Below are 17,572 nucleotides of genomic sequence, written 5' to 3' on the forward strand. Positions count from 1 at the left end.
GCGGATAAATAGCCGCTTGAGTAGATCAGCAGAAACTGTGGGTTTTGAATATGGATCGCCTTACGAGCATGGCCGTGTTCGTCAAAGCCGTCGACCTGGGCTCGTTCGCGGCCGCGGCGGCGGCTCTCGATCTGTCCGGGCCGATGGTCGGCAAGCATGTCCGGTTTCTCGAGGAGCGCCTGAGCGTGCGCCTCATCAACAGGACGACGCGCCGCCAAAGCCTGACCGATTTCGGGCGCGCCTATTATGAACGCTGCCGGCTGGTGCTTGCCGAAGCGGAGGCCGCGGATGCACTCGCCGCCGACCAGCTTGCCGAACCGCGCGGAAAGCTGCGCGTCCTCATGCCGGTGCATTTCGGCCGGCGCTGCGTTGCCCCGATCCTGTTCGGGCTTGCGCAGCAATATCCGGCGCTGGAACTTGACCTGTCGTTCAGCGACGCCCTCGCCGACCTCGCCGAGGACGGCTGCGATCTTGCCATTAGAACGGGCGACCTGGAGGACCAGGCCGGGGTAATGGCACGTCGCATCGCGCGCCAGCACATGCTCGTCTGCGCGTCGCCGTCCTATCTCGACCGGCACGGCCGGCCGCAGCAAATAGATGACCTCGGCAGCCATCACGCGATCATCTACCGCCGTTCCGGGCGTGCCGTTCAGCCGTGGCTGTTTCCGCGCAACGGCCACCCCGCGATTGAGGTCAGGCCCGTCAGCAGATTGCGGCTCGACGATCTCGATGCTATCGCCGATGCCGCGGCCGCCGGCATGGGGCTCGCCTGGCTGCCATACTGGATGGTTCGCGAGCGCATTCAGGCGGGCGTACTTGTCCCGCTGCTGCCGGAACAGCCACGGTTTCTCTATGACGCCCATGCGCTGTGGTTGCAGACGCCTCACCTGCCGATGAAAGTCCGCCTTGCCGTCGATGCACTGGCGGCAGCGCTGCCCAAGCTCATGACTTGAAGTGCACGAGCGGCCAATCGCGATCAGCTGCGTGGATTTCCTCAATTCCGCCCTCCCGCATCGACCACGAATCCGCCTATAGTGCCCCATGCCGATCCGCCAGCTTTCCGAAACGATGATCAACCAGATCGCCGCCGGTGAAGTCATCGAGCGTCCGGCAAGCGTGGTCAAGGAACTGGTCGAGAACGCGCTGGATGCAGGCGCTGCGAGAGTCGAGATCGTCACCGCCGGCGGCGGGCTGAACCTGATCCGCGTCAGTGACGACGGCTCGGGCATTCCGGAAAAGGAACTGGCGCTGGCGATTGCGCGCCATTGCACCTCCAAGCTCGCCGACGACATTCACGACATCCGCTCGCTCGGCTTTCGCGGCGAGGCTTTGCCGTCGATCGGCTCGGTGGCGCGGCTGTCGATCCGCTCGCGCACCGCGTCCAGTGAAAACGCCGCCGAGATCGGCATCGACGGCGGCCGCGTCTCCGCGGTCAGGCCGGCGGCGGCCAATCGCGGAACCACGGTCGAGGTGCGCGACCTGTTCTTCGCCACGCCCGCAAGGCTCAAATTCATGAAGGGCGAGCGCGCCGAAAGCACGGCCATCGGCGACGTGGTCAAGCGCATCGCCATCGCCTTTCCCGCCGTGCGCTTCACCCTGGCCGGCCCGGACCGCTCGACGCTGGAACTGCCGGCGACCGACGACAGCCCGGAAGGCCGGCTGCGCCGGGTGGCGCAGGTGATGGGCGCCGACTTTCCGGACAATGCGATCGCCATCGACGCGATGCGGGACGGCGTGCATCTCGCCGGCCATGTCTCGGTCCCCTCCTTCACCCGCGCCAACGCGCTGCAGCAATACGCCTATGTCAACGGCCGTCCGGTGCGTGACAAACTGATCGCCGGCGCCATTCGTGGCGCCTTCGCCGACGTGCTGCCGCGCGACCGCCATGCCGTCACCGTGCTGTTCCTGACGCTCGATCCGGCGATCGTCGACGTCAACGTCCATCCGGCCAAGGCAGACGTGCGCTTCCGCGACCCGGGGCTGGTGCGCGGGCTGATCGTCGGCGCTATCCGCGAAGCGCTGGCCAATGCCGGCATCCGCGCCGCCACCACCGGGGCCGCCGGCATGATGGCGGCGTTCCGGCCAGGCGCCGCATCCTATGCGCATGGCGGCCCGGCCAACGGTCACCGCAGCTACGAGGCCGCCTATCGGGCATCGGGCTTTTCCGGGTTCGATCCTGCCCGTTCGCCGCAGCGGCCGCTCAATATGGGCGACGGGTTCGGCGAGGACGAGCAGGCGGCCTTCGACGCCGGGCCGCTGCACAGCGCCGATGCGCGCGCCGGGCAAAACGAAGCGGCGGAAACGCTGCTCGGCACGGCGCTGGGCGCGGCGCGCGCGCAAGTGCACGAGAATTATATCGTCGCCCAGACCAGGGATTCTCTTGTCATCGTCGACCAGCATGCGGCGCATGAGCGGCTGGTCTACGAGGCCTTGAAGAACGCCCTCCACTCACGCGCGGTGCCGTCGCAGATGCTGCTGTTGCCCGAGATTGTCGATCTGCCGGAGGAGGATGCCGAGCGGCTTGCCAGGCATTCCGAGACGCTGGCCCGCTTCGGCCTCGGCATCGAGCGCTTCGGCCCCGGTGCCGTCGCGGTGCGCGAGACGCCGTCGATGCTCGGGGAGACCAACGTCCAGCAGCTGGTGCGCGATCTCGCCGACGAGATCGCCGACAACGACACGGTCGACACGCTGAAGGAGCGGCTGGACAAAATAGCCGCGACCATGGCCTGCCACGGCTCGGTGCGCTCTGGCCGCCTGCTCAAACCGGAAGAGATGAATGCGCTGCTGCGGCAGATGGAGGCGACGCCGGGCTCCGGCACCTGCAACCATGGCCGCCCGACCTACATCGAGCTCAAACTGGCGGATATCGAGCGGTTGTTCGGGCGGCGATAAGAAACTCGCAGGGCGCAGCCCCCACCTGGACCTTCGGTCCGACCTCCCCACAAGGGGGAGGTAGGGAGCCCAGCCGCCGACGCCTCGCGAGGAGCTTACCCTCCCCCTTGTGGGGAGAGTCGCTGCGAAGCAGCGGGGGGGGTACGAAAAGAGCCGCTGTACAGCGGCTCTTTTCGAGTCAGGCACAGCCCCAAACCCTTTGCTCACCTCTTCAAATTCACCACGATGACGCCGCCCAGCGCCAGCGCGCCGCCGAAGATGCCAAGCAGCGTCGGCACCTCGCCCAGCCAGAAGAAGCCGATCAGCGTCGCCATCGGCGACACCAGATAGAGGAAGTTCGAGGCACGCGCCGCGGGCAGGCGGGAAAGCGCTGTTGCCCAGGCAGCGTAGGCGATCAGGCTGGGTACGATGCCGAGAAAGATGACGGCGCCGAGCCCGGCGGTGTCGGCGACCGCCGCCTGCGCCAGACCGCTCGGCAGGAACGGCGACAGGCAGAGCGCGCCAAGCACCATGTTCGAGGCCGAGATCGTCAGCGGGTGATGGTGGGCAAACAGCGGCTTCTGGACGATGGTGTTGACGGCCGAGCACAGCGCCGAGCCGAGGACAAGCAGCGCACCATTGTTGAAATGCAGCCCTTGCCCCTCGCCCATGGCGATGATCCCGATACCGGCGAAGGACAGGAATGTGCCGGCCCAGGCGAGGCCCGAGAAGCGTTCGCCGAGCAGCGCCATGGCCATGATGGCGGTGAAGATCGGGCTGACATTGATGATGAAGCCGGCCGCACCGGCCGAAACGGTCAGCTCGCCGAAATTGAGCATCACCGTGTAGAGCGCGACGAAGACGGCACCACCGAAGACAAAGCGCCAGAGTTCATCGAGCCTGGGCAGCGCCGGCCGCTTGACCGCGAGGAAGATCGCCGCCGGAACCGCGGCGATGGCAAAGCGCAGCGCGCCAAGTTCCAGCGGCCCGAAAGCGGCAAGGCCGGCGCGGATCGCCGGAAAGGCGGAGGCCCAGCCGACCACCGTCAGCGCCACCGCGATGGCAGCCGTGGCATCCATGCGCTGTGTCGTATTCAACGTGCCGGTGTAAGCGCTCATCTGGGTGTCCTCGCGATCCAATGCCATGAAGTAGAGAAACGCTATTGCGGGTCGGTTGACAAACGAACAAATCGAGGATCACATGTGACTATGGATCACAGCGTAGACCCGATGCTGCCGCTCGAAACGCTGCGCGCCTTCGACGCCGCGGCTCGGACCGGCAGCTTTTCGGCGGCGGCCGAGAAGCTCAACATCACTCACGGCGCCGTCAGCCGGCAGATCGCCAAGCTCGAGGGTTGGCTCGGGCTGAAAGTCTTCGATCGCGGCGCGCGCGGCGTCTCGCTGACCATCGAGGGCAACCGGCTGCATCTGCGCACCACCGAAGCCTTTGCCCTGATCGCCAGCAATTCGGATCGCTGGGTCGAGCCGCGCGGCACGGCGGTGGTGCGGCTGACCTCGATCCCTTCGGTCAGCGGGCTGTGGCTGATGCCGCGTATGGCGGCGCTGGAGAACCACCCGTCGAAGCTGCGTATAGTGCTCGACGTCGACATCCGCCAAGGCGATCTTGCCGACGAGGGCATCGACCTGTCGATCCGCTGCGGGCGCGGCCGCATTCCGGGCCGGATCTCGGTGCAGCTTTTCGAAGAATATGTGTTCCCGGTCGCCTCGCCGGGACTGGCCAGGGAGATCGGTCGCGGAGATCCCGCCCGACTGCTCGAATTTCCGGTGATCAATGATTCCGACGCTTCAGCCTGGCGCGCCTGGTTTGCGGCGCAGGAGATGGACTATCGGCCGCGGCCGCACGACCGCCGTTTCGAGGACTACAACCTCGTGCTCGACGCCGCCGCGCACGGGCTCGGTATTGCGCTGGCACGTCCGCCGTTGACGGTGGACCAATTGAAATCGGGCCGCATCGTCGCCGTAGACGAGCGCAGTGCGCTAAGCCCGATATCTTACTGGCTCGACCGGCCGCTGGGGCGCCCGCGCGCCGCCGCCGCCGAACTCGCCCGGCGCATCGCGGTCCAGGCCGGGCTGCCAGCGGAGAAGATCGAAGAGTTCCTTGAGGTAGAGAGCTAGGAGCGACGGACAAGCGCTGATATCCCCCCTTGTGGGCCCTTGTGGGGGAGATGCCCGGCAGGGCAGAGAGGGGCGCGAAGGATCGCTAGCTCGCTAACTTTGAGACCAGCCGAGAACAAGCTGAGGACGCAATCGCAATCGATTGAGAGGTCCGCGGGACAGCGCCCCCCTCTGTCCTGCCGGACATCTCCCCCACAAGGGGGGAGATCGGCCGTCATCAACGTCAAGCTTGACCTCGCCGCAATTTGTGGCGATGACATCGTCATGAATTTCGGCACCACCCCATGATGAACCGTTTCGAAGGACCCGGCGGCAAGGAAGCCCGCATCCGCTATCTCGACGGCGACTTCCAGGTGACCAGCCCCGGCGCCTTCGTGCGCTGCGCGGTGACCGGCGAGAGCATCCCGCTCGACGAGCTCAAATACTGGAGTGTCGCCAGGCAGGAACCCTATGTGAACGCCGCCGCCTCGCTGCGCCGCGAGATCGAAGCGCATCCGGAACTGCGCCGCCGACGCTAGTCCAGCGCAAATGGAAGCCGCCCCGTTGCGATCCTGCGCCCTCTGCCGCGGCGTCAGGCCGGCAACACCGAAACCTTAGAGGCTATCTTGAAATAAAAAACCCGCCTCGAGGGCGGGTCACCGGCGAATCATCACCATACCCAAATTACTAGCATAGCTGCCGGCACAAAGCAAGAACAAAATACGTTCGACCGGCGGAAAGCTGCAAATTCCAGTCCCGCATTGCCTCGGTGCTCAAGCCTCTGGTCAGCCTTTAAGCCGGCGCTGCCGCCAGGCGTCCAGCGTCTCGTCGATGATGCGTTGCGGCACATGGTCGAGCTCGAAGACGGTGTCGATCTCCAGCACATCGAGCCCGTCGAGGAATTCCGGCGGCGCCGCGCCGTGACGCAGGCGGGCAGCGTCCTTGGCGGTGGTAATGAGGCCAAGCCCGGCTTTACGCGCCGTCGCCGCCAATTCGGCAAGTTCGTCCTCCCCATAGAAATGATGGTCAGGAAACGATTTGGTCAGCGCAAGCTCGCCGCCGGCCTCGCGGACAGTGTCGAAAAACCTGTCGGGATGGCCAATGCCGGCGAACGCCAGGAAACGCCTGCCGGCCAGCGTCACCTTGCTGCTCGGGGCAGTGTGCGCCTCGAAGATCGGCCTGCCGGCGCGCGCTGCCTGGCGCACGACCGTGTCGGCCGCGGTGCCCTCGCCCATCTTCAGCAAGGCGCTGGTGAAGACCAATTGGTCGACGATCTTTGCCCGCAGCGGCCCGCCGGGGATGACGCGGCCATTGCCGATGCCATGTCGCGCGTCGACGACGACGAGCGCATAGTCGATGTGGATGCGCGCGCTCTGAAAACCGTCATCCATGATCAGGAAATCGCAGCCGAGCTTCTCCAGCAGAAGCCTGGCGCCGGCGGCCCGGTTCGGCGTCACCGCGACCGGGGCGTGTTCGGCCAGAAGCAGCGGCTCGTCGCCGACATGCTTGGCGGCATCGTGGTGCGGATCGACGATATGCGGCTGCGCGAAGGAGCCGCCATGGCCACGCGACAGGAAACCCGGATTAAGCTGCATGCGCCTGGCCTGCTCGGCCAGCGCGATCGCCACCGGCGTCTTGCCGGTGCCGCCGACGGTGAAGTTGCCGACGCAGAGCACCGGCGCCTCGACCTTTTCACGCGGCGCGTGCCGCATGCGGCGACCGGCGACAAGCGCATAGACGGCGGAGAGCGGCGACAGCGCCGTGACCCGCCAGTCCGGCTCTTCCCACCAGAAGGGCGGCGCTTCCGAGGTCACGTCAGCGCCCGTTCGCGCCCTTCAGGCGCGACTTGACGACCAGCGGCTGGATATAGGGCTCAAGCGACCTGAGCGTATGCGCCAGCGCACCGCGCATCTCGTCGACCGTCGCCGCACCCGCCGCCATCATCTCATGGCGGGCCGCCTCGTTGGTCAAAAGGAAATTAACGGCGCCGGCCAGCATATCGCGGTCGCGCACCAGCTTGGCGCCGCCGCTATCGAGCAGGCGCTGATAGGCCTCGCGAAAATTCTGGACGTTGCGGCCGGCAAGCACTGCCGTCTCCAGCATGGCTGGTTCCAGCGGGTTCTGGCCGCCCTCGGAAGTCAGCGAACGGCCGACAAAGGCAATTTCCGTCAGCCTCAGATAAAGCCCCATCTCGCCGATCGTGTCGCCGAGCAGAATATCGGTGTCGGCGGTGATCCTGTCGCCCTTGCTGCGCTGCGCCAGCTTCAGGCCCATGCCGGAAATCTGGGCGGCCAGCTGCCCGGCGCGATCGGGATGGCGCGGCACGATGATCGTTAAAAGCCCGTGGTGGCGCTTGTGCAGCATGGCGTGAACTTCGGCGGCGACCGCCTCTTCGCCGTCATGGGTCGAGATCGCCGCCCAGGTCGGGCGGCCGCCGATCTGGCGTTTCAGCGCCGCCAGTGCCCGCTCGTCGGCCGGCGGCGGCGCGGTGTCGACCTTGAGATTGCCGGACACAGTGACCGGCCTGGCGCCGAGCGAAAGGAAGCGCTCGCCATCGAGGTCCGACTGGGCAACGACATGGGCGAGATTTTCGAACAATGCTTCGGCAATGTTGGCGCGCTTCTTCCACGACTTGAAGGAGCGGTCGGACAGCCTGCCGTTGACCAGAACCTGCGGCACGCGGCGGGCGCCGAGTTCCAGGATGGTCATCGGCCAGATCTCCGATTCGGCGATGATCGCCAGGTCCGGCTGCCAATGGTCGAGGAAGCGGCTGACCGCCGGCTTGAGGTCGAGCGGCACATATTGGTGGATGATGCGGTCGCCCAGCCGTTCTTCGGCGACCTGCGCCGAGGTGACCGTGCCCGTCGTCAGCACGATGTTGACGCCGTAATCGAGAATGCTCTCGACCAGCGGCACGACGGCGATGGTCTCGCCGACGCTGGCTGCATGGATCCAGATCACCGGGCCTTCGGGGCGCTCGCGTCCGGCGACGCCGTAGCGTTCGCGCCGGCGAATGCGATCCTCCTTGCCTCTGGAAGTGCGCCAGGCGACATAAGGCCCGGCCAACGGGTAGGCGGCCGCCCCCGCGAAACGGTATGCGGTCAGGAAGGCGCGCGCCCAGCGCACACTCATTTCGAACCGTCCACAAGGCGATAGGCCTCGGCGGTCGCGGCATTAAGCGAGGCCGTGACCTCCTGGCGCTTGCGTTCCATTTCGGCGGCGTCGGCGTTGGCCGGCACGAAGACAGGCGTGCCGACGACGATCGAGGAGCGGCCGAAGGGCAGGTTGATCGTCGTCTTGTCCCAGCTGCCCTCGATCACCTTGCGGCGGCTGGTGGCTATCGCGGCAGGCAGGATCGGCCGGCCGGACAGCCGCGCCAGAAGGACGACGCCGAGCCCCGCATCGCGCGGCGTGCCGTGGGGAATATCAGCAATCATGGCGACATTCTTGCCGGTGGCGAGCGACTTTTTGAGGGCGATGAGCGCCTTGGCCCCGCCCTTGTCGAGATGCCTTGCGCTTTCGCGCCCGCCAGAGCCGCGCACCGCCTCGATGCCGAATTTCTCGACCATCAGCGCGTTGAGCTCGGCATCGGCGCTGCGCGATACCATGGCAACCAGCGGCCGTCCCTTGGGATAGTAGGCCGGGGTCAGCAGGTGCTGGCCGTGCCAGAGCGCGATGATGCCAGGCTCGAGCTGCGCATAGGCGCCGCCGGAAAACTTGGCCGATCCGTCGACCATGCGGTTGGTCAAGCGGACAAGGCGGACGAAATACGCAAACAGCGCGGCAAGCGCATTCTTGACGAATCGCGACTGCGCCAGCGGTTCGCGGATCTTGCGCCAGAACGTCTTCGGCTTGCGACGTCTGACCGCCGACCGCGGGGCTGATCGCTTGACCGCTTCATGGTTCATCGATGTCAACCGACAGCCTTGTTTTCGGGGTCGAGGAGGCGGTGCAGGTGAACGACGAAATAGCGCATATGGGCGTTGTCGACGCTAGCTTGCGCCTTGGCCTTCCAGACGGCGTGCGCCGATTGGTAGTCCGGATAGATGCCGACAATATCGAGCGCGTCGAGATCGCGGAATTCGGTGCCGCCCAGCTTCTTGAGTTCGCCGCCGAACACTAGGTGCAAAAGCTGCTTCTTTCCGTCTTCAGCGGCCATGTCGATCCTTCACATATCGTGAGTTTGGGACAGGTCTAGACCAAAGCCGCCGACTTTGGAACTATTGATAGTGGTCAATTGTCAGCCCGGCGATGACGCCGGCGAGCACGGCGAGGAGTTCGCCGCTGCCGGCGGCGAGCGGTCCGTGACGGATCACTTCGCCGGCATAGAGCGGCGCGCGGCCATGCCGATCGAGCAAGGCGCCGCCTGCCTCGCGCAGGATGAGATCGGCCGCGGCGATGTCCCAGTCATGTGCGTTGGCCTTGACGAAGGTGGCATCGAGCTGGCCGCCGGCGATCATCGCCAGCCGGTAGGCGAGCGAAGGAATATAGGGCACGCGCTTCAGCCGTTTGTGCCATTTCGCCGGCATCAGGTCGATCATCGCCTTCGGTCCGGCGATTTCGGCCGTTTCCGCCGGCGGACGCACGCTGATGCGCCTGCCGTTCAGGAATGCGCCCTCGCCCGGCAGCGCCCAATAGATTTCGCCCTTCGCCGGGCAGTCGAGTACACCGGCAAGCGTTCGGCCGTTCTCGACCACCGCGACGCTGACGCACCATGTGGGCAGGCCCTCGAGGAAGCCGCGCGTGCCGTCGATCGGATCGACGACGAAGGTGCGGCGCGCGACAAGCCTTACCGGGTCGTCGACGGTTTCCTCCGACAGCCAGCCATAATCCGGCCGGGCCGCCAGCAAGGTCTCGCGCAGATATTTGTCGGCGGCGTGATCGGCTTCGCTGACCGGCGAGGTGCCGCCCTTCATCCACACTTGCGGATTGTTGTTGAAGTATTGCATGGCGATGAGCCCCGCCTCGCGGGCGGCATCGCGCAACAGCTGCAGGTCTTCAGTAGCGCCGGCCGAGACGGCCGGGTCAAGCTCCGGCAAGGGTCATTCCTTCGATCAAAAGCGTGGGCGCGGCGGTGCCGAAATTGCGGTCGAGATCGCTCGCCGGAACCATGTTGAGGAACATCGTCTTCAGATTGGAGGCGATGGTCACCTCGGCGACGGGATAGGCCAGCTCGCCATTTTCGATCCAGAAGCCGGAAGCGCCGCGGCTATATTCGCCGGTCACCATGTCGACGCCCTGGCCGAACACTTCGGTGACGTAGAAGCCGGTCTTGAGCGACTTGATCAGCTCTTCCGGCGTATTTTCCCCGGGCTCGATGGCGAGATTGGTCGACGACGGCGAGACCGACGAGCCGCTGCGCGAGCCGCGCCCATTGGTGACGAGGCCGAGTTCCCGAGCCGCCGAAGTCGACAGGAACCAGTGGTTGAGCACGCCCTTGTCGACCATGAACAGTTTTTCGCCCTCGACGCCTTCGCCGTCGAACGGGCGCGAGGCCTGTCCACGGCGCCGGAGCGGCTCGTCGGTGACGGTGATTGCGGCCGAAGCCACCTTCTTGCCCATCATGTCGCGGAGAAAGCTGGTCTTGCGCGCCACCGCGGCGCCATTGATGGCACCGGCAAGGTGGCCGGCAATGCCGCGCGCCACACGCGGATCGAACACCACGTCGACAGGCCCGGTCGCCGCCTTGCGCGCGCCAATGCGGCGTACAGCGCGCTCACCGGCCTTGCGGCCGATGTCTTCCGGCGCGTCGAGATCGGAAAAATGCTGGCGCGAGGAGAATTCGTAGTCGCGCTCCATGCCGGTGCCCTCGCCGGCGATCACGCTGGTCGAGCGCGAAAAACGCGAGGCGACGTAATGGCCGACGAAGCCGTGCGAGGTGGCGAGCACCAGGCCGCCAAGCCCGGCACTGGCGCCACTGCCGGCCGAATTGGTGACGCCCTTGACGGCAAGCGCCGCCGCTTCGGCGGCAAGCGCTGCTTCCTTCAACTGGTCCGCCGACACCTCGGTGGCGTCGAACAGATCGAGGTCGCGCGGTTTCTTGACCAGCAAGGCCGAGTCAGCGAGGCCCTGATAGGGATCCTCGGGGGACACCTTGGCCATGGCGACCGCGCGCTCGGCCAGCATATTGGGGTCGGATGCCGCTGTTGCCGAAACGCTGGCTACCCGCTTGCCGACGAAGACGCGCAGCGAGACGTCCTCGCTCTCGGACGCCTCTGTGCCTTCGACCTTGCCAAGCCGCACCGACACGCCGGTCGAGCGGCCGCGTACCGCAACGGCATCGGCGGCATCGGCGCCGGCCCGTTTGGCAGCCTCGACCAGGGCCGCGACGCGATCGGTCAGTTTCGCTGCGTCGAGCGTATCGGTCATGCGCATGATCCTGTTATTTCCGGCCGGCTGAAGGGCAGCCGCTGCTGCACCATCTATTGTCCCGATGCCGCTTCTGCAATGGGAGAAGCGGACAATCAGGAGGCATCTAGCCCCAGGTCAGCGCGACCGATCCAGAGATGGTGCGTCCTTCCAGACGCACAAAGGACGGCTTAGATCCGAGGTGGCCGTGACCGAAAGCCGCGACGGCGGCACCGCTGCCGGCGACGAGTCGAAGATGCGGCGTGTGCGACCGTCAGCCTGTAGAGTTGGGATCGGCTGGATCCACCCACGGGCGGCCCAACCGTGTCACCATCGCCGCGTACCCGACGGCACCTGCCGCCCAAAGGAAGATGCCAAGCTCTTTGACAGCGTCTTCGGCGATGTCGACCGCCGAACCCGGGCTAGGAAACAGCTCTCCCAGCTGGTCGATCGCTGCTGACATCGCGAGTAAGAAGCCTGCGGCCACAAATACGATCGAGCCGTCGAATGTCTTCCGTCGCAGCCGAAAGAACCAGAACAACCCGGCGACGGCGTAGGCAATCATCGTAACAATCTCTGGTATCGCGACAAACGGCAGCACGTCCTCATGGATCAACAACAGGTCATCGAGGCCCATGACCAAGGTAAGGCCGCCGAGAAACGTGCAATCCCATCGGTGCGTGAGCAGACCGGCAAACAGGGTCGCCGCGCCGGTGCCGATCCACAGTGAAGCACCTAGGGACGAAATCCACCCCGTATAGAAGCCGACATCCGCGGCTGCAGATGGATCTCGATAGAAGATTGTAGCGTCCAGACCAAGAGTTTGCGCGACGAACAGCGCGGCCAAGAGCATCACAACATTAATCGCCACGGCCGCAAGTATGACCAGGCGCCAGGACATTGTCCATTCGCTGCTATGTTTTGCGTTCAGCGCGTTTTTGTCTGGCATTGTGCCGAAGGCCATTCTGAGTACGACGGCCGATAGCTCCGCGGCGCCGAGAACCCCGCCAGCACTATGCCGGCCCACCATGATCGTGGCAACACACGGAACGGTTGCAGCGTCTCGCACATGACGAGGTCGTCGCGGTGCAGTTCCTGGCCAGCGCCAACCAACGCACCATGCCGCTCGAAATGTTCATCGGCTTGCGCGAAAGCTCTCCCCGGCAATAGCGCCGCCGCCACGCTGATGATGGGGCTGTCGATAATCCTCCTGGTCGTCGCCAATCTTCTGGCTCGACGGAGCCGGCGGCGGCCTGGACCGACCATCTGATCCTGGCTTTCAAGCCGGGCGAGATCGGCTTGTCCAACCTTCCTCAGGGACCAGCCACCGGCGTCCAGATCACGTCGTCGATCCTGAGCGCGCCGGTGGCGAGCATCACCAGCCGGTCGAAGCCGAGCGCCGCGCCGCTCGCCTGCGGCATGATGGCGAGCGCGGCGAGGAAATCCTCGTCGATCGGGTAGCGTTCGCCATAGACGCGCTGCTTCTCATCCATTTCGGCGGCAAAGCGTCGGCGCTGCTCGGCCGGATCGGTCAATTCGCCAAAGGCGTTGGCGAGCTCGACGCCGCAGCAATAGAGCTCGAAACGCTCGGCGGTGCGTGGATCGTCGGCGCTCGGCCGGGCCAATGCCGCCTCCGAGATCGGATATCCGAAAAGAATGGTAGCGCGCCCCTGCCCCAGCGCTGGCTCGATTTTTTCGACCATCACCCGGCTGAACAGGTCGGCCCAATTATCGTCGGGCGCGGTCCGCAATCCGGCCTGGACCAGGGCGGCATGCAACCCCGCGCGGTCGGTGCTGCCATCGGCTGCAACCGTCGCCAGCAGATCGATGCCGGCATGGCGCATGAAGGCTTCGGCGACGCTCAACCGTTCCGGCCCGGCGAACGGATCGGCCTCGCGGCCGCGGAAGCTAAAACGCTTCGCTGCGGCCCGTTCGGCCGCCAGCGCTACGAGCTCGGCGCAATCGCGCATCAGGCTCTCATAGGTCTCGCCGACACGGTACCATTCGAGCATGGTGAACTCAGGATGGTGCAAGGGGCCGCGCTCGCGGTTGCGCCAGACAGCCCCGAGGCTGAAGATGCGCTCCTCGCCGGCGGCAAGCAGCTTCTTGCAGGCGAATTCCGGCGACGTGTGGAGGTAGAGCGGCTGGCGCTGCCCGTCCGGCCCGATCGCCTCGGTGGCAAAGGCCGACAGGTGCGCTTCATTGCCGGGCGAGACCTGCAGGGCCGATGTATCCACCTCGACGAAGTCGCGGCGGGCGAACCAGTCGCGCATCCCGGCGGCAATGGCATTGCGCAGGATCAGCCGCGGCCGGCGGTCGGCGTGGACATGCGGCGTCCACCACGGCGAGGCGGCGGTCATCGGCTTCAGGGGAATTGCACAGAGGACTGGCGATTGCGGCCAAGATGCGCTAGGCCGCACGCAACGGCCTCTCCAGCCGATTTGCGCCAACAAATTTTATCAGGATGGAAACCCGTGAAGGTCATCGCCAGCTCCTTACGCAAAGGCAACGTCGTCGAAAAGGACGGCAAGCTTTATGTGATCCTCTTTGCCGAAAACATTCATCCTGGCAAGGGTACGCCGGTCACCCAGCTCGACATGCGGCGTATCTCCGACGGGGTAAAGGTTTCCGAGCGTTACCGCACCACCGAGCAGGTCGAGCGCGCCTATGTCGAGGAGCGCGAGCACACGTTCCTCTACCGTGACGGCGAAGGCTTTCACTTCATGAATCCGGAGACTTACGACCAGGTCGCGGTGCCGGAAAGCGTGGTCGGCGACATGGCGCCCTATCTGGTGGAAGGCATGCCGGTGCAGATCTCGCAATACAACAACATCGCCATCTCGCTGGTACTGCCGCAGCGCGCCACTTTCGAGGTGGTCGAGACCGAGCCGGTGACCAAGGGCCAGACGGCGTCCTCGTCCTACAAGCCGGCAACGCTGTCCAACGGCGTGCGTACCCTGGTGCCGCCACACATCAGCGCTGGCACCCGCGTGGTGGTGATGACCGCCGATGGCGCCTATGTCGAGCGCGCGAAGGATTGAGGCGCGAGGCCTGAAACGCCTCGCCGAACGCGTCGAGGCTGCCGGTCATCGTCAACCGCTTTGTGGCAGGGGCTTTCGAGCATTGGGACGCTTTACGCGGACCGAAGCGTCAACGCCCTGCCAGTTCTTTCCTATTGCACGACGCCAGCGGGCAATCTCTGAGCCTCGAGCAACGCCGACCGTCCCTTTCGCCAGGTGCCAGGTGGAATGCCGACGAACTTTTTGAAGGCGCGATTGAAGGCGGCTTCCGACTCGTAGCCGACCTCGGCACCCGCTTGCGCGATGCTCATTTCGGGGCGTTCGAGCAAGCGTCCTGCCAGTTGCAGACGCCAGCGAGCAAGATAGTGCATGGGAGAGACCTCGACATAGTGGGTAAAGCGGCTCGCAAACGCCGTGCGCGAGAGCCCTACTTCGCGGGCGAGCCGGTCCAATGTCCATTCCTCCCCGGGGCGAGCGTGGATGAGCCGGAGCGCCTCGCCGACATGTGGATCCCGTAGGCCTGACAGCCAGCCGCGCGAATCGTCGGGCAGGGTCTCGAGATGGCGGCGGATGATCTCGACAAACATCAGCTCGCTCAGCTTGGCGAGTATCGTCTCACAGCCCGCCCGCCCACTGCCACCTTCGGCCAGCGCCAGCCGAAAAAGGTCGATAACCCAGCTGCTTCCATCGGCGGGCTTGCGGGCACACAGGATGGCCGGCAATGCGGCCAGGAGAGGATTGAAGGGACGTGCATCGCAGCCAAGATACCCGCAAATGAACCGGGTCCGCTCGTCTCCGCCGCCACCATGGATCACCGCGAACGGCAGGCTCTCGTCTATCGGCCGATAATACATCGCCATATTGGGTTCGCCCCGCGCCCCCGGCGAGGAGCTCAACACGTTCGGAACACCACCGGGGAAGACAACGACATCACCGGCGTTCACGAGCACCGGCGGCACCGAATCGTCTCCCAGCGCGGCCCAGCACGAGCCCGACATCACGGCATGAAAGGAAATGATGTGCTCTGCCTCCGGCATGACGGCGGCGGCAATGTCGGCCGTGCCCGGCGACTCGCCAACCCAGGGAGAGCTGGCGTCGACGTCGAAATAGATCGCCCCGGTGAGGCGAACGGCTCGGAGCACATCGGAAAGGACATCCATGCACTACACCTCCGGAAACGATCGGCTACTCCCTTTGACAACGAGTTTTTCCGCCAGGCATCTCGAACTATCCGGCAATATGGCCGCCCGAGCAACTATCCATCCGGTCTAATCCTACTCTGAACGATCGGGCAACAGAAATGGACGATGTGACATTTGCGGGAACAGCGGACGGGATTAGCGTTTCATCGGCCGGCCGACAGGTCCAATAACAGGGAGGAATGTCATGAACGATGAAGACATCACCAAATTCGCAGCAAGCCTGCGAGGCGAAGTCATCCGCGCCGGCGACGCCCGCTATGACGAAGCCCGCAAGCTCTACAACGGCATGATCGACAAGCGGCCGCTGATCATCGCCCGCTGTGTCGACGTCGCCGATGTAATCACAGCGGTGAATTTCGGCCGCGACAACAATTTGCTGGTTGCGGTACGTGGCGGCGGCCATAATGGACCAGGATTGGGGAGCTGCGACGACGGTCTGGTGATCGACCTGTCGGCGATGAACGGCGTGCGCGTCGATCCGGATGCCCGCACGGCGCGGGTAGGCCCGGGCTGCACTCAGGGCGACCTCGACCATGCCACCCATGCCTTTGGCCTGGCCGTACCGGCGGGCATCATCTCGACCACCGGGGTCGCCGGACTGACGCTGAGCGGCGGCCATGGCTATCTGACGCGCAAATATGGCCTGACCATCGATAATCTGGTCGAGGCCGATGTCGTGCTTGCCGACGGAAGCTTCGTCACCGCCAGCAAGGAGCGGAACCCCAACCTGTTCTGGGCGCTTCGCGGCGGCGGCGGCAATTTCGGCATCGTCACCAGCTTTGTGTTCAGGCTCCACCGGGTCAGCATGGTCTTTGCGGGGCCGATCGCATGGGATCAGCGCCACGCCCGCACCATCATGCAGCATTATCGCGAGTTCCTGCCGAACGCGCCCGAAGAACTCGGGATCTTTCTCGGGCTCAAGACCGTCCTCTCGAGCGCACCCTTCCCGGAAGAGTTTTGGGGAAAGCGGATGTGTCTGCTGATGTGCTGCTACAACGGCCCGGAGGAAAAGGGCAGAGAGGCGCTGGCCCCGCTGCTCGATGCGCTGCCCGCGCCCTGGTTCAACTGGATGGGAACGATGCCCTATCCCGCGGTGCAGAGCATGTTCGATGGGCTCTACCCGAAGGGAATGCAGTGGTACTGGCGGGGCGATTTCGTCAAGACGCTGTCCGACGAGGCGATCGACGCCCATCTCGAGCAGGCGGCGAAGACGCCGAGCGAGCTATCGCTCATGCATCTCTACCCGATCGATGGTGCGGTCCATCGCGTCGGCAAAGACGAGACACCCTGGAATTACCGTGATGCGACCTGGTCGATGGTCATCGCCGGGATCGATCCGGACCCACAGAAAGCGGGGCCGGTGACGCGCTGGACCAAGGCCTACTGGGAGGCCGTGCATCCGTTCGATCTGGGTGGCGCCTACCTGAACTTCATGATGGATGACGAGGGCGATGCAAGGCTCAAGGCGGCTTATGGCGACAACTATGAGCGCCTGGCTACGCTGAAGAAGAAATACGACCCTAACAACCTCTTCCGGGTGAACCAAAACATTCGACCGGCTGCTTGACGGCGCCTCTCGTCAGGCCGGCAAGCGTACCGGCCGGCCCAGCTAAGGCTCGGCCGGTACGATAGCTTGCCGGTCAGGACGCTCTGATCCAGACCAGCATCTCGCCGGAATCGTGGTGTCCCGGGCGAAATACGGCATGGTGACTTTTGCTGCCTCGACCGCCGGTGATTTTTCAAACGCCTCTTTCCTGTCAACAGCCGACAGCGTGACGACGCCGCGGGGCACGTTCGAGAGCTGACTACATTTGAAACCAGGCCAGACGACCGCCGAATGGCGTCCAATGAGCCATGCTGGCTGCTTTTCAGGCTACCCCGCGTTTCTGATCGTGGTGGGCCGCGTACTGTCCATGCACAAGTCCGGACCTGTTTGGCGACACCATCATTGACTGGATCGTTCGCACATGATCGACAAAATGACCCGGAAATGACCGAGATACAAAGCTTTCCTTCA

Annotated in this window: 16 protein-coding genes; 6 read left to right on the forward strand and 10 right to left on the reverse strand. The window is 64.9% G+C overall.

Translation table 11 applies throughout. The features are described 5' to 3' along the window. Positions 1-50: 50 nt before the first annotated feature. On the forward strand, positions 51-953 hold the full coding sequence (locus tag NKH59_RS25260; RefSeq protein WP_353023433.1) for a LysR family transcriptional regulator: 903 nt from the start codon (positions 51-53) through the stop codon (positions 951-953). 88 nt (positions 954-1,041) lie between these two features. Then, positions 1,042-2,892 (forward strand): DNA mismatch repair endonuclease MutL, encoded by a 1,851-nt coding sequence (mutL, locus tag NKH59_RS25265; protein WP_353023435.1) that lies wholly within the window; start codon positions 1,042-1,044, stop codon positions 2,890-2,892. Between the two features lie 203 nt (positions 2,893-3,095). Here the strand turns inward: mutL and NKH59_RS25270 are convergent, their stop codons facing one another. Next, positions 3,096-3,989 (reverse strand): DMT family transporter, encoded by an 894-nt coding sequence (locus NKH59_RS25270; protein WP_352474383.1) that lies wholly within the window; start codon positions 3,987-3,989, stop codon positions 3,096-3,098. Positions 3,990-4,079: 90 nt separating this feature from the next. On the opposite strand from NKH59_RS25270, the gene NKH59_RS25275 reads away from it, so the two are divergent. Together NKH59_RS25275 and NKH59_RS25280 are read left to right on the forward strand one after the other, a co-directional pair. Continuing rightward, positions 4,080-5,006 (forward strand): LysR family transcriptional regulator, encoded by a 927-nt coding sequence (locus tag NKH59_RS25275; RefSeq protein ID WP_353023437.1) that lies wholly within the window; start codon positions 4,080-4,082, stop codon positions 5,004-5,006. A 284-nt stretch (positions 5,007-5,290) separates the two neighbouring features. After that, positions 5,291-5,524, forward strand: a complete 234-nt coding sequence (locus tag NKH59_RS25280) for a DUF2093 domain-containing protein (protein ID WP_031211156.1) — start codon at positions 5,291-5,293, stop codon at positions 5,522-5,524. Between the two features lie 246 nt (positions 5,525-5,770). On the opposite strand, the gene lpxK is transcribed toward NKH59_RS25280, so the two are convergent. The 8 genes from lpxK to epmA all read right to left on the reverse strand — a co-directional run bounded on the left by lpxK (position 5,771) and on the right by epmA (position 13,693). Beyond that, on the reverse strand, positions 5,771-6,799 hold the full coding sequence (gene lpxK, locus NKH59_RS25285; protein WP_352685490.1) for a tetraacyldisaccharide 4'-kinase: 1,029 nt from the start codon (positions 6,797-6,799) through the stop codon (positions 5,771-5,773). A gap of 1 nt (position 6,800) precedes the next feature. Continuing rightward, complete coding sequence (waaA, locus tag NKH59_RS25290; protein ID WP_352474386.1) at positions 6,801-8,117, reverse strand: lipid IV(A) 3-deoxy-D-manno-octulosonic acid transferase; 1,317 nt, start codon at positions 8,115-8,117, stop codon at positions 6,801-6,803. After that, the gene (locus NKH59_RS25295; protein ID WP_023717166.1) at positions 8,114-8,893 is read right to left on the reverse strand and encodes a lysophospholipid acyltransferase family protein; all 780 of its coding nucleotides are present in this window, start codon (positions 8,891-8,893) and stop codon (positions 8,114-8,116) included. Before NKH59_RS25295 ends, waaA begins: the two co-directional genes overlap by 4 nt. A gap of 5 nt (positions 8,894-8,898) precedes the next feature. Then, positions 8,899-9,144 (reverse strand): DUF4170 domain-containing protein, encoded by a 246-nt coding sequence (locus NKH59_RS25300; RefSeq protein WP_023674378.1) that lies wholly within the window; start codon positions 9,142-9,144, stop codon positions 8,899-8,901. Between the two features lie 61 nt (positions 9,145-9,205). After that, positions 9,206-10,024, reverse strand: coding sequence for a 3'(2'),5'-bisphosphate nucleotidase CysQ (locus tag NKH59_RS25305; protein WP_352873244.1), 819 nt, complete (start codon positions 10,022-10,024; stop codon positions 9,206-9,208). Then, positions 10,011-11,354, reverse strand: coding sequence for a TldD/PmbA family protein (locus tag NKH59_RS25310; protein ID WP_352685492.1), 1,344 nt, complete (start codon positions 11,352-11,354; stop codon positions 10,011-10,013). The genes NKH59_RS25305 and NKH59_RS25310 overlap by 14 nt, the downstream gene beginning before the upstream one ends. A gap of 253 nt (positions 11,355-11,607) precedes the next feature. After that, the gene (locus NKH59_RS25315) at positions 11,608-12,297 is read right to left on the reverse strand and encodes a DUF8692 domain-containing protein (protein WP_352685493.1); all 690 of its coding nucleotides are present in this window, start codon (positions 12,295-12,297) and stop codon (positions 11,608-11,610) included. Positions 12,298-12,646: 349 nt separating this feature from the next. Continuing rightward, positions 12,647-13,693, reverse strand: a complete 1,047-nt coding sequence (epmA, locus tag NKH59_RS25320; RefSeq protein ID WP_353023440.1) for an EF-P lysine aminoacylase EpmA — start codon at positions 13,691-13,693, stop codon at positions 12,647-12,649. 114 nt (positions 13,694-13,807) lie between these two features. On the opposite strand from epmA, the gene efp reads away from it, so the two are divergent. After that, positions 13,808-14,374, forward strand: coding sequence for an elongation factor P (gene efp / locus NKH59_RS25325; RefSeq protein WP_023674374.1), 567 nt, complete (start codon positions 13,808-13,810; stop codon positions 14,372-14,374). A 131-nt stretch (positions 14,375-14,505) separates the two neighbouring features. On the opposite strand, the gene NKH59_RS25330 is transcribed toward efp, so the two are convergent. After that, the gene (locus NKH59_RS25330; RefSeq protein ID WP_352926185.1) at positions 14,506-15,513 is read right to left on the reverse strand and encodes an AraC family transcriptional regulator; all 1,008 of its coding nucleotides are present in this window, start codon (positions 15,511-15,513) and stop codon (positions 14,506-14,508) included. 226 nt (positions 15,514-15,739) lie between these two features. Here NKH59_RS25330 and NKH59_RS25335 point away from each other — a divergent pair, with 226 nt between their 5' ends. Beyond that, on the forward strand, positions 15,740-17,122 hold the full coding sequence (locus NKH59_RS25335) for an FAD-binding oxidoreductase (RefSeq protein ID WP_352541563.1): 1,383 nt from the start codon (positions 15,740-15,742) through the stop codon (positions 17,120-17,122). Positions 17,123-17,572 lie beyond the last annotated feature (450 nt).

This window comes from Mesorhizobium sp. M0998 (assembly GCF_040318885.1).
GTDB lineage: Bacteria > Pseudomonadota > Alphaproteobacteria > Rhizobiales > Rhizobiaceae > Mesorhizobium.

Excerpts from the sequence above, each read along its gene's own strand:
- NKH59_RS25260 (WP_353023433.1), top strand. The coding sequence starts at position 51 with ATGGATCGCCTTACGAGCATGGCCGTGTTCGTCAAAGCCGTCGACCTG.
- mutL (WP_353023435.1), top strand. The coding sequence starts at position 1,042 with ATGCCGATCCGCCAGCTTTCCGAAACGATGATCAACCAGATCGCCGCC.
- NKH59_RS25270 (WP_352474383.1), bottom strand. The coding sequence starts at position 3,989 with ATGAGCGCTTACACCGGCACGTTGAATACGACACAGCGCATGGATGCC.
- NKH59_RS25275 (WP_353023437.1), top strand. The coding sequence starts at position 4,080 with ATGGATCACAGCGTAGACCCGATGCTGCCGCTCGAAACGCTGCGCGCC.
- NKH59_RS25280 (WP_031211156.1), top strand. The coding sequence starts at position 5,291 with ATGATGAACCGTTTCGAAGGACCCGGCGGCAAGGAAGCCCGCATCCGC.
- waaA (WP_352474386.1), bottom strand. The coding sequence starts at position 8,117 with ATGAGTGTGCGCTGGGCGCGCGCCTTCCTGACCGCATACCGTTTCGCG.
- NKH59_RS25295 (WP_023717166.1), bottom strand. The coding sequence starts at position 8,893 with ATGAACCATGAAGCGGTCAAGCGATCAGCCCCGCGGTCGGCGGTCAGA.
- NKH59_RS25300 (WP_023674378.1), bottom strand. The coding sequence starts at position 9,144 with ATGGCCGCTGAAGACGGAAAGAAGCAGCTTTTGCACCTAGTGTTCGGC.
- NKH59_RS25310 (WP_352685492.1), bottom strand. The coding sequence starts at position 11,354 with ATGACCGATACGCTCGACGCAGCGAAACTGACCGATCGCGTCGCGGCC.
- NKH59_RS25315 (WP_352685493.1), bottom strand. The coding sequence starts at position 12,297 with ATGGCCTTCGGCACAATGCCAGACAAAAACGCGCTGAACGCAAAACAT.
- epmA (WP_353023440.1), bottom strand. The coding sequence starts at position 13,693 with ATGACCGCCGCCTCGCCGTGGTGGACGCCGCATGTCCACGCCGACCGC.
- NKH59_RS25330 (WP_352926185.1), bottom strand. The coding sequence starts at position 15,513 with ATGGATGTCCTTTCCGATGTGCTCCGAGCCGTTCGCCTCACCGGGGCG.
- NKH59_RS25335 (WP_352541563.1), top strand. The coding sequence starts at position 15,740 with ATGAACGATGAAGACATCACCAAATTCGCAGCAAGCCTGCGAGGCGAA.